11 protein-coding genes, 1 tRNA gene and 1 pseudogene are annotated in these 15,910 nt (G+C 66.0%); 3 read left to right on the top strand and 10 right to left on the bottom strand.

Annotation, left to right across the window (positions count from 1 at the left end; translation table 11 throughout):
• Positions 1-9 precede the first annotated feature (9 nt).
• Both SALB1_RS15040 and SALB1_RS15045 read right to left on the bottom strand, forming a co-directional pair.
• Positions 10-216: pseudogene (locus SALB1_RS15040) on the bottom strand (type II toxin-antitoxin system RelE/ParE family toxin); the annotation flags it as partial.
• A gap of 82 nt (positions 217-298) precedes the next feature.
• A complete protein-coding gene (locus SALB1_RS15045; protein ID WP_109994584.1) occupies positions 299-535 on the bottom strand; it encodes an addiction module protein in 237 nt (78 codons plus the stop codon).
• Between the two features lie 75 nt (positions 536-610).
• Between SALB1_RS15045 and SALB1_RS15050 the strand changes: the two genes are divergently transcribed.
• The gene (locus SALB1_RS15050; protein WP_199678824.1) at positions 611-1,015 is read left to right on the top strand and encodes a HigA family addiction module antitoxin; all 405 of its coding nucleotides are present in this window, start codon (positions 611-613) and stop codon (positions 1,013-1,015) included.
• Positions 1,016-1,938: 923 nt separating this feature from the next.
• On the opposite strand, the gene recB is transcribed toward SALB1_RS15050, so the two are convergent.
• Both recB and recC read right to left on the bottom strand, forming a co-directional pair.
• Positions 1,939-5,655 carry an exodeoxyribonuclease V subunit beta gene (gene recB, locus SALB1_RS15055; protein WP_109994586.1) on the bottom strand — a complete coding sequence of 1,239 codons (3,717 nt, stop codon included), beginning with the start codon at positions 5,653-5,655 and terminating at the stop codon, positions 1,939-1,941.
• Entirely contained in the window at positions 5,652-9,059 is a 3,408-nt protein-coding gene (gene recC / locus SALB1_RS15060; RefSeq protein ID WP_109994587.1) for an exodeoxyribonuclease V subunit gamma, read from the bottom strand. The genes recB and recC overlap by 4 nt, the downstream gene beginning before the upstream one ends.
• A 313-nt stretch (positions 9,060-9,372) precedes the next feature.
• On the opposite strand from recC, the gene SALB1_RS18835 reads away from it, so the two are divergent.
• Positions 9,373-10,095, top strand: a complete 723-nt coding sequence (locus tag SALB1_RS18835) for a hypothetical protein (RefSeq protein ID WP_145961339.1) — start codon at positions 9,373-9,375, stop codon at positions 10,093-10,095.
• A gap of 404 nt (positions 10,096-10,499) precedes the next feature.
• Positions 10,500-10,649, top strand: coding sequence for a hypothetical protein (locus SALB1_RS19245; RefSeq protein ID WP_199678825.1), 150 nt, complete (start codon positions 10,500-10,502; stop codon positions 10,647-10,649).
• A 10-nt stretch (positions 10,650-10,659) separates the two neighbouring features.
• Here SALB1_RS19245 and SALB1_RS15075 read toward each other — a convergent pair whose 3' ends face one another.
• From SALB1_RS15075 to SALB1_RS15100, 6 genes are all read right to left on the bottom strand, one after another.
• Entirely contained in the window at positions 10,660-11,469 is an 810-nt protein-coding gene (locus tag SALB1_RS15075) for a TOBE domain-containing protein (protein WP_109994589.1), read from the bottom strand.
• 39 nt (positions 11,470-11,508) lie between these two features.
• Positions 11,509-11,585 (bottom strand) — tRNA-Arg (locus SALB1_RS15080).
• Between the two features lie 149 nt (positions 11,586-11,734).
• Positions 11,735-12,475: a ribonuclease I gene (locus SALB1_RS15085; protein ID WP_109994590.1), complete on the bottom strand. Its 741-nt coding sequence runs from the start codon at positions 12,473-12,475 to the stop codon at positions 11,735-11,737.
• A 79-nt stretch (positions 12,476-12,554) separates the two neighbouring features.
• Positions 12,555-13,832, bottom strand: a complete 1,278-nt coding sequence (locus SALB1_RS15090) for a phospholipase D-like domain-containing protein (RefSeq protein ID WP_199678826.1) — start codon at positions 13,830-13,832, stop codon at positions 12,555-12,557.
• Complete coding sequence (locus tag SALB1_RS15095) at positions 13,822-14,640, bottom strand: 5'-nucleotidase, lipoprotein e(P4) family (RefSeq protein WP_109994591.1); 819 nt, start codon at positions 14,638-14,640, stop codon at positions 13,822-13,824. Before SALB1_RS15095 ends, SALB1_RS15090 begins: the two co-directional genes overlap by 11 nt.
• Before the next feature lie 307 nt (positions 14,641-14,947).
• Positions 14,948-15,823, bottom strand: a complete 876-nt coding sequence (locus tag SALB1_RS15100) for a S1/P1 nuclease (protein WP_109994592.1) — start codon at positions 15,821-15,823, stop codon at positions 14,948-14,950.
• Positions 15,824-15,910: the final 87 nt, after the last annotated feature.

The raw sequence follows: 15,910 nt of genomic DNA on the forward strand, positions 1-15,910 counted from the left end.
TTGATTCATTCATTGGCGGCCCAGTCCGTAATCTTGGTGACGTGCATAGTGGCGCACGACGAGTATCTGCAATGTCTGGTTCTGGATGCGATACAGCACGGAGAACGGAAATCTCGGCAGTACGAACATCCGCAAGTTGCGGCGGCGTTCCGGAAACGCCTCGGGCATAGCCATAATCATTTCGATGCTGGCATCGATTTCGTCGAGGAACGCTTGCCCAAACCCGCTTCCTTGCTCGCGTAGTACGCCGCCTGCTCGGCAATATCGGCTGCGGCGTCGGGGTGTATGACGAGCCGCGCTACGACAGCGTGTCGCGAATGCGTTTCATCTCGTCGTGATAGTCGAGCGCGGTTTTCTCGCCGGTATCAAGCTCGCGAGCGCGTCGCTCGGCGAGGTCCAATGCCGCCTGCTCGGATAGGCTGGAACGCGTCGCGCCGGGCACGCTCGCCAGCAGTCGGGCCGCCAGGCGCAAACGCGCATCAGGCGGGATTTTCAGCGCGTCGTTTTCCAGATCCATTTCGGTTCGCTTTGACATATCGGGCTCTGGTTTCGGCTTTGCCGTCTCCGATTATGACTTAGAATCGGAAACGCGAGTCTGAGCTTATTCCGCGTGGAATCGATTATTCAAACGCTTGTCGTCGATCTTAACGGGTCGCGCGAAAGTGCATTACGTGGCGATCAATGGATTATTAGTCGTGCCCGCTCCGATCATGCTTCTGGAGGCAATGACATGAGTCCGACACATAGAAGGGCCACGCATCTTGGCGTGATCTTGCTGCACGAATTTCTTGAGCCGCTGGGGCTGAGCCAGAAGCCGCTGGCGGCTCATCTCGGTACTTCGGTTCAGCGGGTGAACGAGATCATTCGCGGCAAGCGGGGTATTTCGGCGGATACGGCTTGGTTGCTGTCGGAAGCGTTCAATACGTCGCCGGAGTTCTGGATCAATTTGCAGACGACGTACGATTTGTCGGCGCACCGGCCGACGCGGCATGTCGAGCCGATTGTGGCGGCTTAGTACGTTTTGGTGCAGGTAGGCGCTCGCGGGCCTGTGGTCTGTTCGGACCACCGGGTCGGTCTGAGAGGCGTGCGACTTGAATCGGCGATGAGTTGCGTTCAGCTTGGGGTTTCGCGCTGATGCGCGAGTCACTTTCGTTTGCTTGTCCAAATGAAAGTAACCAAAGGAAACGACACCCTGTCTTGCGCCGATGCTGCGCATCGGTTCCCTCCCACCGCGGACCGCAAGCGGGACGGCCGGAAACTCGCTGACGCTCAAACATCCGGCCGTCTTTTTCCGCTTGCGGTCCGCGCTGCTCGGCGCTGCGCCCAAGGGGGTGAATACAAGCAAGCTCGCTGTTGCTCGCTCAAGGTTGAAGCCGTTCGTTTGTATTCGGACCCGTTGCGCAGCGACGGAGACGCGCAGCGGCAACGGGTGTCCGGCGCGCGGCGCCGGTGCGCGCAGTATGTTTGAGGATCGCCAAAGCGATCCCAGTTCTGCGCGCATCCCGTTGGCGGGAGCATCGGAGTATCGCCCCGAGAGGCGGAGCAGGGTCTTCCCGCAGCGGAGCTGTGGGATGCGACCCTCGGCGGGGCGAACCGTATGAGTCTTAGCCTCGGGCTCGTGCCGAACGCCGGCGGTCGCATCCCGGCTACGCCGGGAAAGCCCTGCTCCTCGCCTCGTACGGCAGGGCGAAGCCGGCGCTGTGCCGGGTGTCTTTCTTTTGGTGACTTTTCTCGGGCAAGCAAGAAAAGCCACTCGCGCATCAGCGCGAAACCCCAACTCGATCAACGACGAAACCGCTCGAAATCCGCCTCCGTCAACAGCGTAGGTCGGATTAGCGAAGCGTAATCCGACATGGGTGCGCACCCGCAAGTGGTGGTGGGCGTTGCCTTGTCGGCTTACGGCCTGTGGCCTAAGCCGACCTACGTGGTGCTTAGTGCTCATGCCGGTATTTCTCGGTCCGCGGTTTGCCCGTCGAACAATGCATCGAGTGCTTCGACGAGCTCGATCGGAGGGCGATCGGCAAATACGCCGATATCGCTTTCGCCGTCCATGGCCCGTACGAAAAGATACTGCACACCCCCCAGATGCGTGGCCGGGTCGTAGGCCTCGCCCAGGCAGCGCCGCAGGTGCCGATGCAGGGCGACGGTGTAGATCAGGTACTGCAGGTCGTAGTGGGCACGGCCGATGGCGCGCTCGAGTGCTTCGTCGCGGTAGGCGGCGGGGGTGTCGCCGAGGCGGTTGGTTTTGTAGTCGAGGATGACGTAGGCGCCGTCGACTTCCACCACCAGGTCGATGAAACCCTGCATGAGTCCATACAGGATCTGCGCCGGATGGCCGCCGAGCGCGGCGGGCAGGTAGCCGGCTTCGCGCAGGGTTTCGACCAGCGCGCCGAGACGATGGCCGGACAGCCGCAGCATGAACTCCATTTCCGTGAGCAGTCGCCGGCTGTCCAGGCCGGCCAGTGGGCCGATGGCGGGCAGCGGTGTATGCAGTGTGCGGGCGAGGAGATCGGCGGTGTCGTCGATTCGCGGGTCGGTTTCGTCCTCGGCGATCAGGCCGTATTGGCGCAAGGTGTCGTGGACCTGTCGGCGTTGGGCATGGGCGAGCGGTTGGCCCGGTGCCGGCCAGGGGCCGTGCCTGGCATGCTTTAGTTGTTCTTCCAGCAGATCGTGCACGGCCGAGCCGAAGCGCACGCCGGACAGGCGCGCATCCAGCCGCGGCAGTTCGCCTTCGGCTCCGGCGTCCAGTGCGTCGCCGGGTGGGCTGGCCCGTTCATCCGCGGCCCCCGGCTCGGGCAATTCGGCCGGGGCGGTATCGGCTGGGGCATGGGCCAGGCGCGAAAAGCTGTAGGTGGACCAGCGCGGGCGGGCCGCGGGCAGGTCGCTGCGGGCGGCGCTGAGTTGTTCCGCGTCCATGGCGGCCGGCGGCTCGACGGCCGGCGCCGGGCGGCTGACGTCGACCCGTTCGACGGCGATCGCCTCGGGTACGGCTTGTTGCAGCCGGTCCAGCGCGCCGCCGCCGGCGATACCATCGCGATACAGCAGGTCGCCGAGCGCGCCGGATGTGCCGTAGTCGTCCGGCTCGCGCCAGCCGACGACCAGCGCCTGTTCGGCGCGGGTGAGTGCGACGTAGAGCAGACGCAGGGCTTCCGAGCGGGCTTCGAGCACGGCCTGTTTGACGTTCGCCGGGTCGTCGCCGACCAGATCGATCATGGCCTGGCTGTCGGTATCGTCCTCACCCGGGGCGTGGAAGACCAGCGGCGGCTTGTCCGGCGCGCCGGCGGTGCCGAGCCAGGGCGCGAACGGCAGGAAGACGATCGGGTATTGCAGGCCCTTGGCGGCATGCACCGTGCTGATGCGCACCAGGTCGGCATCGGATTCCAGGCGCAGTTGGCTTTCGTCCTCGGCGCCGAGCGCGCCATCCTCGGCGGCGGCGATGCGCTCGTCCAGCCAGCGCACGACGCTGGCCATGCCGAAGCATTGGCCTTCCGCGTTGGCCAGCAGTTCGCCGAGCTGCAGATAGTTGCTCATGCGGCGTTCGCCGTCGGTGAGCGCGAGTACGCCGGGGGCGGCGGCCACGAACAGCTCTTCCAGCGCCGAGAGCACGCCGCGCGCCCGCCAGGCGTCGTGCAGGGCGTGGAAGCGCTCGATGGCGAGTTGCATCGCGTGGTCGTCGTCGGCCAGGGCGATAAGGTCGGCCAGACGCTTGCCGAGCAGCGCGGTGGGCTGGGCGGCGCGCACCGCGGTGGCGTCGTCGGGCTGGGCCATGGCCCGCAGGACGTGCCGCAGGTCGGCGGCCTCGGCGCTGGCGAATACCGAATCCCGATGCTGGCAGACCGCGCGAATGCCATGGGCGGCGAGCGCGGCCTGCAGCGTGGTGGCTTCGCGATGATTGTTCACCAGCACGGCGATATCGCGGGCGGCGACCGGCTCCGTGGCGCCGTCGGCCCGCTGCCAGTGGGCGGAGTCGCCGTTCAGCAGTCGGCCGATGGCGGCGACGGTTTCGTCGATCAGGCGGTGCTGGTCGTCGTCTTTGGAGGGATTCTTGATTTTGCCGTTTTTCAGCTCGCTTTCGTTGCCGTGGAGCTGCCAGAACGTGAGCGCGTGGAGTTCCGCGCCGTTGGCGGTGACGAGCCGGTGGTCGCCCGTGCTGCGCCCGGCCTCGACGTGCGGGAAGTCGATCTCGGAGACGATAAAGGGGTCGGCGTCCGGCAGCCGGTAGAGTGCTTCGATGGCATCGAGCACCTGCGAGGTCGAGCGGAAGTTGGTGGTCAGCGTATAGCGAGCATCGTGCGCGGCATGGGCGGCGGCGAGATAGGCATAGATATCGCCGCCGCGAAAGCCGTAGATGGCCTGTTTCGGGTCGCCGATGAGCAGCAGCGCGCCGTGCTCGCGCCCGGGTGACCCAGTTTCTTCGGAAGATAAGTAAATACGCGACAGGCTGGCATATTGCAGCGGGTCGGTGTCCTGAAACTCGTCCACCAGGGCATAGGGCCAGCGCGCGTGCAGGGCGTCGGCCAGCGCCGCGCCGGTGCGCTCGTGGGTGAGTGCGGTGTGCAGGGCGACGATGAGGTCGTCGTAGCTGTACTGCCGGCGCTCGATCTTGCGGGCGGCGGCGCGGGCGGCCACGGCCTTTGCGGCGTCGTCGATGGCCACGAGTTTCGCCAGCGGCTGCAGTTCAACGAGCACGGCGAGTGCCGCCTCGAGATCGGCCAGCGGTTCGGCGTAGGCCTGGTGTTTGGCGGCTTTCTTGAACTGCGGCGCCGGCTCGGCCAGCGTGAGCAGCCATTCGGGCAGGGCCGGTGTCGTGCCCGCTTCGATGGCGGCGGTGAGGCGCGTATCCAGATCGGCGATCAGGCTGTGGATGTCGTCCTCGGCCGCGAGGTGTTTATAGAGATCGCCGGTCTTCAGCAGGGCATCGGCCGCGAAGGCTTCGGCCAATGTTTTTGCCAGCGGCGCGGCGGTGCCGGGCCAGGTTTCGGCCATCCTCGCCTGCAGCGTGGCCAGCCGCGCCCGGTCGATACCGGCCAGCCGGGCATGCGAGCGCGCGAGGATCGGCGCCAGCGTCTGGTACAGCGCATCCGGTGACGGCCACAGCGCCAGCACGTCGCCGGCGGCAGCGTCGGCGCCGAACACATGCGCGCGCCAGTAGTCGGCGGCAGCCTCGCGGTAAACGCTCGGATCGTCAATGGCTTCGCCGCGGTCGAAGGCCAGCGCGGATTCGAACGCGTTTTCGGTGGCTGCGCGCTGGGCGAAGCCATGGATGGTCACGATGGTGGCTTCGTCCACCCGGGCGGCGGCGTCGGCCAGCCGGCGGGCGAGGGCGTCGGGCGCCTCGTCGCAACCGGCGATGATTTGTTGCGTGAAGGCATGTTCGGCGTTGCCCGGCTCGGCTAGCTCGGGCGCGTGGGCGATACGCGCGGCATCGGCCAGCCGGGCGCGGATGCGTTCGCGCAGCTCCTGGGTGGCGGCACGCGTGAAGGTCATCACCAGAATGTCGCGCACCGAGGCGCGTTCTTCCACGATCAGGCGCAGATACAGCCCGGCCAGCGAAAATGTCTTGCCGGTGCCGGCGCTGGCCTCGATCAGGCGCAGGCCGGAAAGCGGCAGGGTGGCGGCGTCGAAGGGCTGGCTTTCGTCGGCCGCGGGGCTCATGCCGGGGCCTCGGCGTTGCTCTCGATCGGGCGGATCGCCTGATTCATCAGCCCGCTGATGGCATCGATCGCTGCGACGAAGGGGCTGTCGTCCTCGGTGTCGCCGAGCGGTGCCTCGGACGGGCCGAGCAGCATGGAAAAATACGGATCGCGCATGAGGTGATGCGGGTGATAGGCCGCAGGCTTGAAGCGAAAGCTGAGGTTGTCGAAGGCCTTGTTCTGCGTCGGCTTGTAGCTGTCATCCAGATCCGGGTGATAGTGCAGTGGCCGAGTCTGGCCCGCGAGGTACAACTGCAGCAGATGCGCCAGCTCGGTGTGGGCGGTTTCGGCATCGACCCGGCCGGCGTATTCGATCCGCTCCGCGGTTTTCTTGTCGGGGGCGAAGCCGGCCATGTGCATATCCAGTACGTGGCCGGCGGCCACCGCGGCCAGGTAATCGATCCAGTAGCGCAGGCGGAAGCGGGTCTTGAGCTTGCCGGTGCGCAGCCGACGCATCGCCCCGGGCCAGCACTGGGCGATGCGCCCGGTTACACGGACGATATGCGACTCAGGAAGGACCAGATCGAGCTGGATATCCAGCGTTTCCGGCGTGCCCTCAGCTTTCCACGCCTGCCAGATCGGCAACAGTTCGTTGACCGCCTCGGCCTGCTCGGCATAGTTCGGCGCGGCCAGGGGTGGCGGCGGCAGCGCACCCCGGGCGCGTTCGAGCGCGGTCGGGGCCAGGTCGATCGCCGGTGCGTTCGTCTTGTCGGCGGATTCGAACAGGCGCTCACGCAGTTGCGCGGCAGCCAGCGGGTCGAGCGCGACCGGTTCGGCGTCGTCGACCTGGCGATCCTCGATCTCGAGATTGAGTTGGGTACGTTCGCGGAAGAAGACCCGGGCCGGGTGGTCGAAAAAGCGCTTGAGCGTGTCCAGATCGATGACCTCAATGGCTTCGGCTATCGGGGCGGTACTGTCGTCGAGCAGCGGTTCGCGCGTCCGGCGGGCGCCGATCGCTGCGCGCGTGGCGTCGCCCCAGTCGTTGACATAGGTGAATACGCGGGCGTCCGGCTCGTGGCGCGAGAAGTAGCGTAGCGAAAACGGCTGCATCGGCTGGCGATGAATCAGCCGGCGCTCGAAGCGTTTTTTATCCTCGCCCCGGAAATAATGCCGGCGCAGGAATTCCAGTGTTTCGCCCACGATCGGCGAGGGCGGCAGTTCTTCGCCGGTATTCACGTCCTGGCCGATGTAGCTGATGTAGAAGGCATCGCGCGCAGCGGTGAGCGCCTGCAGGAACAGCAGGCGGTCGTCGTCGCGGATGTTGCGATCGCCCAGCCGCGGGGCGTCGAACATGGCGTTGAAGGCCCGGCCGGTGTCCTGGCGCGGGAAGGCGGAATCGTTCATGCCCAGCACGCAGACCACGCGAAACGGTACGGCGCGCAGCGGCACCATGCCGCAGAAGGTGATGCCGCCGGCCAGGAACGGCTGGCGCTCGGTCGCGGTTTCCAGTGTGGCGCGCAGGCTGTCACGCACGGCCGGCCAGGACAGGCGCCGATCGGCGGTGAGCGGCTTGTCGCGGGTACAGTTTTCAGCCGGGTCGAAGCGAGCGAATACGCTGCGCAAGGAATCGACCGCGCGTTGTTCGTCCGGCGCGTCCATCGATGGCGCAATCAGCCGATCCACCATGGCGTTGAGCCGCGTCTGCCATTCGCCCGGCGTGCCCGGCTCGGCGAGGCCGTCGGCGACGGTGGCGAGCGTGTCCTCGAAGCGCCAGAGTTTGCCGAGCGCGGCGGTGATGCCGCCTTCCAGATCGGACCACGGCGCCACCCCGGCGGTGAGCGTTTCGTCGTCGGACTGGACGACGCCCAGCAGCAGGCGGTCGAGCCCGAAGCGCCAGCTGTTCTGTTCGAACGCACCGGCGCCGAGTCCGGCCCGGTGATGGGCATCGCGCCCCCAGCGGATACCGGCCTCGCCGATCCACTTGGTGATCGCATCCAGCTCGCCGGCCGAGAGGCCGAACCGGCGCATGACCGCCGGCACGGCGAGCAGGTCGAGCAGTTCACTGGCCGCCCAGCGCGACAGCGGCAGGTCGAGCAGGGCCGAGACACAGGTCACGATGGGATGGGCCGCCGAGCGGGCGCGATCGGCCAGGCCGAAGGGCAGGTAGCGCTCGGGCGGCGCGCCCCCGAAGACGGCCTGGATCGCCGGGGCGTAGGCAGCGACATCCGGCAGCATGACGATGATGTCGCGCGGGGCGAGCCGTTCGGCCTCGCTGATCTCGCCGGCCGCGACGCGCTTGTCGTCCGCGGCCAGGCGATCCAGCAGCTGGTCCTGCAGCACCTGGATCTCGCGCAGCGGGCTGTGACAGGCATGCACCTCGAACGAGGTGTCGGTGTCATCCATGCCCTGGGCCGAGCCGCTGCAATCCAGTTCGACGATGTCGGCCTGCACCCGGTGCAGCAGGGTGTCGGGCCGCGGGATGTCGTAATCCATCAGATCGCCCAGCTCGGGTTCGATCATGCCCGCGAACTCGTCGGAATACAGCACGCGCAGCGTATCCCGCGCCATGCGACCGAGCGCGGACAGCAGCGGGTGGCCGGCCTCGACCGCGGCTTCGCCGGGCAGCAGGGTGTCTGCGTCCGGGCTGGCGGCCGCCGGCAGATCGAGCGGCAGCCGGCCGGCGGTGATATCGCCCCAGTAGGCAGCACTCGGGTTCGGCAGCAGGAAATGCACATCGATATGCTCGGCCAGCGCGTAAAGCAGGCGCAGGTGATCGGGTGCGAGCGCCACCAGGCCGAAGCAATACAGCTCGTCCGGACAGAAATCGATCACGCGTTGTTGCAGCGTCGCCTCGTTGCCCAGGCGTGTGATGAAGTTCGTGAGCACGCGGGCGCGGTGCGTGGTGCCGAGGCGATGGTCGCGCGTGAGCCAGTGCCACACGCGCGCCTGCCAGCGGCCGGGGTTGGACGCCGGCACCTCCCCAGCTTCCCAGGCGGCCAGCATGTCGGCGCGATAGACCAGGTACTGGTCAAAGACATCCGCAAGCTGACGGGCGAGCTGGTAGCGGCGGACTTCGTCCACCGGCGTACCGAGATAATCCGACACGGCCGGCACCTCGCGCGCGATCTCGGGGAGCGCGGCATACAGATGCCAGGGCAGGCAATCCGGTTCGAAGTGATCGCCCGCGTCGGCGCCGTCCATCGTGGCGTGCAGCATGTCCCAGATGAACGCGCCGGGCAGGCGGCCGTCGATGTTGGCGGCGATGCCTTCGCTTTCGGCCAGCTGGATACGCAGCCAGCGGCCGATGCCGGCGTTGGGCGCCAGTACGGTATCCACTGCCAGCGGCGCCCGCGATCGCCGCCCGCGCAACGCGCCGAACAGCTCGGCCAGCCGCGACAGATCGTTGTGGTGATAGAGATAGAACATGCAGCGAGCCCGCGGTCAATGAACAGTACCGGCCCGGTGCGCTGTGCCGCCCGGCCCCGACCCGTCGAGAAATTTAACGTGAATCGCACGCTTTCGAACACCGCTGGCCAAGAAATGTCGACATTTCTTACAGGCGAGCTTCAAGCGCATGAGCGCGCCATATCGAGAGCTAGTAAAAAAATTTATTTAAAACAGGTATGTATAAGATTTTATCTGCGCTTTTTTTTGACCGGAATGGTGTTTGCGGGTTTGTACATACTCGTTGCTCATGCTCGTCGTGACAGCGGATACACAAATCAATCAGGGAGGAGTAATGCACTCCAAACACCTCATAGCATGCTCAGCCACCGTGCTTGCACTTGGCTTTTGCGCCTCCGCATCGGCATCCGTGATCAACTTCGATCAAGCCAGTGCAAACTCGCCGGCGGGTACGGTGTCGTACAACGGCGATGGCGGCCCACTTACGGGTAGTGGTATTTCCTTTGACGAAGTCAGCCTTAATAGCGGCGCGGCGCCCAGTGGGCATAGCAGCACGTTAACTTGCCAGTCGTGCACCATAGATTTCAGTACTGGCGACAACATCTCCGAAGACGGCGAAAACCAGATTTGGAAATTCGCCGGTGGCGGAGCGTTCACCCTGAGCGGTACCGTGGTCGACGGTGGCCAGACGGTCGCCGATGGCACGCTGTTCAGCGGTGCATTCGACCACAATGGCGCCCAGTTCGTCGCCCGCACCGGCATTGACAGCTTGAACGCGAGCCTGAGCGGCAAAGACGAATTAAACGGCGACTTGGCGTCGTACTTCGGCCTGGGTAACAACACTGGCTTCGCTTTTTCGAGCACCGCAATCGCGCTTGGTAGCGCCACTTTTGGCCGCAACGGCAGCTTCGACAGCGGCCAGTTGCAAAACGCCGACGTTACAGTCAATCCGAACAACGTGCCGGAAGTGTCCCCGTTCGGCATGTTTGGCATCGGCCTGGCGCTCATCGTCGGTGGGCTAGGCTTGCGTCGCAAGCAGATCGCTAGCGTAGCCTGATCGAGGCGGCTGCAAAAACCAGTTTTCAGCCCCCACGAAGAAAGCGGCCCCGCGCGAGGGGCCGCTTTTGTGCTGTCAAGCCATTTCGGATCGAGGTTCTGCCCACAACACGGCGCTTGGACGATACCTCGTCAGGCTATGGCTCGGGAGTACAGCAGGTGGCGTGTTCGCACTGCAATATGTCAAACGACAGTGCGCGTGAACCTCGATATCGAGACTACTTAATGTAACGCGCCCGCCACGGCACGGTGGGTGTCGGCAGCGCTAACGGATATCACGATCATCAAGGGGCCCAGTTGTTGCGCTGCTATCAGTTCGGCAGGCAGACGGCATGGCATTAGTTCTGCTCGCGTTGCGGCATCCACACCCATCACCAGTGCCGTGCGAACCCGGATCAGTACGCGGTGAACGTGGCCTGCGTCGAAGGATTGAGCCCGTTCGACTTCGCCGAGGTGCCGGTGGCCAACAGCATCGAGCATCCGCGCGATCACGACGGCCGCAAGCGGGCCGCGCTGGCGGGCGTGCTGCGGTTCGAGCCGATCGAGCCGCGTTAGGCGGGGTATTTTAGTCGGCTTGGGCGAGAATCACGCTCGATGCCTTGAACAGAGCCGTGGCCGTATCGCCTTCGGCCAGCCCCAGGGTATCGGCCGATTCGCGCGTGATCACGGCGGCCAGTGTGGCGCCGCCCGGCAGGCGCAGCGTGATTTCCGAGGCGACATCGTCGCGAATCACCGATTCGACCGTGCCCACCAGACGGTTTCGTGTCGACAGCCGGCTGTCCGACATATCGCCGGCGGCCACGATCAGCCAGCTGGCCTTGATTAGCGCGGTAATGGCGACACCGGGCTCGATGCCCAGGTTGTCCGCGCTGGCGTTGGTGATGACCGCCGCCAGCCGGTCGCCACCGGCCAGTTCGAGATCCACTTCGACATTCACCGTGCCGCGGGTGATCGCGGTCACGCGGCCGAGCAGCTGATTGCGTGCACTGGTCTGCATGGCAAGACGCTCCATGAGGTTGAGATCGTCGCCGGCCAGATGGGCGAGGCGGCGATTGAGTTGTGCCAGGAACCGGGCCTGCTCGGCTTCGGCCGCGCGATAGGTCGCCACCAGGCGATGCCCACGCTCGGTCAGCCGCGTGCCGCCACCACCGGCGCCGCCGGTCGTGCGTTCCACCAAGGGCGTATCGGACAGATTGTTGGCGGCGTTAACGGCATCCCACGCGCCCTTGTAGCTCAGCCCGACCGCCTTGGCGGCCGCGGTGATCGAGCCGGTCTGGCCGATGGCTTCGAGCAGGGCGATGCGACGCGCGCCGATGCCGCCGGTGCGCGGACCGAGATGCAGCTGGCCTTCGAGGTGGGAAACGTCGGATGCCATGCGCGATACTCGCGTTGCCGGCGCGGCGAGAGTGAGAATTGGCGTCCCCGACAGGAGTCGAACCTGTGACCTGCCGCTTAGGAGGCGGCTGCTCTATCCTGCTGAGCTACGGGGACGCGCCGAGCGCGTAGATTAACGCAGCGAGCCGGCGAACACGAAGTGGCCCATGAGTGCCGGCCCTCCATGTCGCCGCGTTGCGGCCGCAGGCCCGCGCGTGATGCCCGCCATTGCGCCATGCGGCGGTGCGCGCCTCGCCTGGCGCGTTCTACTCGGAAGGCCAGGCCGGTACGCGAAAGTGCGCGGGACAGTTGTGTTGCGCGATGGGCGCTTGCATCAGCCCGGCATCCTGCGGGAATTCGGCCAGATGGGCGCGCGGGATGGTCAACCAGAGCTGGCTCAGATAGCGCGAATCGTACGGCCCGCTGCAGCGCAGCTGCAGGGCCTGGGTCTTGCTGGTATCGAACGCGCGATCGAACTCGGCGCGCAGATTGGCCCGTGCGACGCGCTGGCCCGCATGCTGTCGCAGCCAGTCGCCAAGCGGGCTGTCGGCAATGCGCTGGCGCAGGCCTAGTTCGGTGGCGAAGAATCGCTGCGTATCGAAGTCGAAGCACTGCACGTGCTTGTCGTATTCGTGCGTCAGCAGGCTGCGGTCGAGCTGCGGCATGACGCGTTCGAGATGGCGCCGCGTGGCGCGGTCGAGTTGCGGGGCCGCGTCGCTGTGGTGATAAAAGTCGCAGCCGCGCGACCACCATTGCCGGGCGGCCACGCCACGCGAGATCAGATCCTGTGGGCGCGAGGCCCAGAGGCCATGCAGGCCGAGGCGCACGTCGTGGTTCTGGTCGGCCGCGCACTGGCCTTCGGCACAGAACCCCGGCTGCCAGGTCAGGGCCAGGGTGTAATGGCCGAAATCGGCGTGTTTTTTCGGCGCTAACGGTGAGTCGGCCTGGGCCGTGGCCACCACGGCGACAGCGAGAACGAACGTGGCGATGGCGATACGAATGCGCATGGGCGGCGTTGGGTCGTGTTGTCGGACGGGGCGGGCGGCGCAGGCCGCGGCGGCCGGACGCCGATTGCCCGCATCCGCTTCAGTGTGTACGCGGAGGATTGTAATGCCCGCCGGGCTCGATGGTGTGCACGTACGGGCCGTTCCAATCGCGTTCGAAGATGTCGTTGAGCGTGTGGGCGGTATCGGCGTCGTGCATGAACAGGGCGGCATCGACGCTGGCATCGAAATAACTGCGCGTCCAGTTGCCAGTGCCGATGTAGAGCGCGTTGCCGTCGGCCACCGCGTACTTGCAGTGCTCGACCCGGGCATAGGGAATGAAACCGCGTGGCGCGGCCGGCACATGGCTGTACTTGACCGTAATGTTGGGCAGTACGGCCAGACTCTTCAGGTAGGCCTGCATCGGTTGGCGCAATGCCCAGTCGGCGACCACGATCTGCACGGTCACGCCGCGCGCGGCCGCATCGCGCAGCGCGGTATCCAGCACCGGCCAGTAACCGTTCGCGCCGTATTCGTTGATCGCCGACAGCGTCATCACCTGAAGGTGGACATCATGACGCGCCGAGCGAATGAGCTGGACCAGCGCCGATTGTTCGGTGGTGATCCAGTCCGGCATGAGCGTCGGCGGCGAGAATGCCTCGAACGCGGTGCCGGTGAGCCGGCCGTTGGCGTTGGCGACCGGGACCGGCGCCTGCCGCGTAACCGGCTCGAATGTCGGCGGCTCGGCGGCGCGCTTGCGCGCGGCCGGCAGATCGCCGTCGGCGGCCAGCCGCCAATCGAAATCGAAGGTGGCATCCAGTGTTCGGGCCATGCGCGGGCTGTCGATACGGGCGCCGAGTTCGTGAATCTGGTTCATGGCACGCCAGTCCCAATTGGCGCTGCCGATGAACGCCGCGTGGCCGTCGACCACGAAATACTTGGCATGCAGCACGCCCCCGGTGAGCCGGTCCACGGGCAATCGCTGGATCGTCACGTTGGCGAGTTTGGCCAGCGGGGCCAGGCTTTTATTGGTTTCGCTGGCGAACGTCGGGCCGGTTAGGATACGAATCTCCACGCCGGCCTTCGCGCGGTCGGCGATGGCGTGCATCACCGGTGCCAGGGCTTCGCCCGGTTTATCGGCCACGTAGAAGGCCGCGATGTCGATGCGATGGTGCGCCGACTCGATCATGGCGCGCCACACATCCGGCGTGCGCGCCAAGCCGGGTTCGCCGTAGATGCTGTGCTTCGGCACGCTCTCGACGATCTGGATATGGGCCGGCGCGATACTGGGGGCGCTTGCGGGCGCAGCGACGGCGGTGGTGTGAATGACCATACCCAGCAGCCCCATCACGGCCTGCGCGACATGCCGATCAATTCGCATTCGACGCGGCCGGTTGCTTGTTGGCCTGCGGTTCCGCGGGCGCTGCCTTGGCTGCGGGCGGCGGCTGCCAGGCCTGGAGCGGGGCGTGGGTCCAGTTCCCGTAGCTCGCGTTGGGCAGAACGATGAAGCGGTTACCGAAGGCTTGGCGCATGCGCATGACGGTCGATCGCTGGCTTGCCAGCGAGGTGCCCGAGAATTCGGCGTCGAAGTCGTGCAGCGTATCGCCCACGAGCAGCAGAATGTCGTGGTTCCGGGCGATCGCATCGCGTCGCTTCTTCTTCGACGGGCCTTTCAGGCGCACCGACTCGGTCGAGACTTGGGGCAAATCGTCGCGCTTGAGATTGGCGATGGTGGCGGCTTCATGCTTGGCCGAGCGATTGGATACATAGTAAATGGCCACACCGCGTGCATTGGCGTGGCGGAGAAACGCGCGTGCGCCCGGGATCAGGCGCGCCTGGGCGGAACCGACCCACTGATCCCAGTGCTTGGGGTACGAAAATCCGTCGACGACGCTGGCAGCTTCGTAGGGCGAGTTGTCGAGCACCGTCTCGTCGAGATCCAGCACGACCGCCGGCTGGCGCTTGCCCTGATGTTCGGCCAGCAGACGGTCGAGCCGGCGAGTGGCCACGTTGTAGGCCTGCAGCTGCAGTGCCCGGACTTCGGCACTCGCCTGCTGGTAACGATCGCCCATTAGGTGCGGGTTGGAAGTGATCGTTGCTGCATCCGGCTCGCCGCTGTCGGCGAAGGCGGGCGACAGGAGGGCGACCAGAACGAGCGCCGCGGTGGCGCACGAAATCGAGTACTTCATAAGCTTGGGTCCGGGCGTGTTCACGAGAGATCGAGTATGCCGAGCCGGCCAAACGCGACAGGCATCAAGCCAACATCACAGCGCGTATGCATGACGACCGTATGTCACGGCGGCTGTGGGGCGCTCAAAGCAAGCCGGCACGTCCGGGCGATTCATTGATCGCGCTCCATACGGTCGGGTGCGGCGGAGCGGCATCGCGTGCGGACCGGAGCACTGGATAGGCAAGGCGCCGTATTCCAGGGTGCGGCTGATCAACGCGCCTTGCATGGCACGAACAATCACGCGAAATGCACGCCGCGCACCAACACTAGCGCGCGAGGGAGGTATTGAGCACGGCGGCAAGTCGAACCCCGCCGCGCAGGATCTGGCGGCGCACGACGGGCCAGGTCTTGCGTTGATAGGTCGCGGACCAGTTGCGGCGCGGCGGTGCGGGGAGATCGGCGTACGCCACGCGGCGGGCGAGCCGGTGGGCCTGGTTCGCCCAGCGGACCGCGGCGGCGCTCAATCGCGCGCCATGGATACCACGGCGCCATTCATTGCACTCGCGTGGTGTGATGCCAGCGTCGAGCCGTGCGGCCGCGGCGCGGGTCGGGGCGTAGTCGATCGCGTAATGGCGTCCGACATGCAGATCCAGCGCATGATCGACGATACCGCTGTCCCAGATGCGATGCAGATTGCTGCGATGACCGAAATAGCTGAGTTTGACATCGTTACCGCCCCTGTCGTCGTGGTCTTCGGCGTGTAGCGGCTGCTGCACGTCGGCGACGAAATGCACCAGGAACTTGAGTGCCTCGATGCGCTGGGCCTGCGGGGCCGAGCGGTCGGCCAGGACGTGCGCGAAATAGGAGATCCGCGCGACCACGCAGTCACCATGCGGGCAATCGCGTGCGGCGTTGTAAGCCGAGGCCTCCAGCGGAATGTCCACGTAATGCCAGGGCGCGGTGGCGGGCCGGGCGTGGCGGATCGCATCCGGCCAGGACGCGATCTCGTCGAGCCGATCATGGCCATCGGCCGCTAATAGACGAGAAACTTCAGTTCGGGCGTGGGGTGTGAGATGCACGGCCGCGATATCGGCAATCAGCGCATGGCCCTGCGGCCCCCAGGCCTGCGCCGCAAGAGGCAGCGTGAGTCCTGCAATGGTGAGCAGGACACAGGCAAGGCGTTCGATGGGGTGAGGGCGCATGGTCGAAGGGCGGACGACGGGTGGCGGGCCGAGTTTTAGCACACCATAGGCAGGACGTTCTCGCGCCGGCTGCACCTACCGTGATAT

Source organism: Salinisphaera sp. LB1 (assembly GCF_003177035.1).
Lineage (GTDB): Bacteria > Pseudomonadota > Gammaproteobacteria > Nevskiales > Salinisphaeraceae > Salinisphaera.

Excerpts from the sequence above, each read along its gene's own strand:
- SALB1_RS18835 (WP_145961339.1), top strand. The coding sequence starts at position 9,373 with ATGCACTCCAAACACCTCATAGCATGCTCAGCCACCGTGCTTGCACTT.
- recB (WP_109994586.1), bottom strand. The coding sequence starts at position 5,655 with ATGAGCCCCGCGGCCGACGAAAGCCAGCCCTTCGACGCCGCCACCCTG.
- SALB1_RS15085 (WP_109994590.1), bottom strand. The coding sequence starts at position 12,475 with ATGCGCATTCGTATCGCCATCGCCACGTTCGTTCTCGCTGTCGCCGTG.
- SALB1_RS15100 (WP_109994592.1), bottom strand. The coding sequence starts at position 15,823 with ATGCGCCCTCACCCCATCGAACGCCTTGCCTGTGTCCTGCTCACCATT.
- recC (WP_109994587.1), bottom strand. The coding sequence starts at position 9,059 with ATGTTCTATCTCTATCACCACAACGATCTGTCGCGGCTGGCCGAGCTG.
- SALB1_RS15045 (WP_109994584.1), bottom strand. The coding sequence starts at position 535 with ATGTCAAAGCGAACCGAAATGGATCTGGAAAACGACGCGCTGAAAATC.
- SALB1_RS15075 (WP_109994589.1), bottom strand. The coding sequence starts at position 11,469 with ATGGCATCCGACGTTTCCCACCTCGAAGGCCAGCTGCATCTCGGTCCG.
- SALB1_RS15090 (WP_199678826.1), bottom strand. The coding sequence starts at position 13,832 with ATGCGAATTGATCGGCATGTCGCGCAGGCCGTGATGGGGCTGCTGGGT.
- SALB1_RS15095 (WP_109994591.1), bottom strand. The coding sequence starts at position 14,640 with ATGAAGTACTCGATTTCGTGCGCCACCGCGGCGCTCGTTCTGGTCGCC.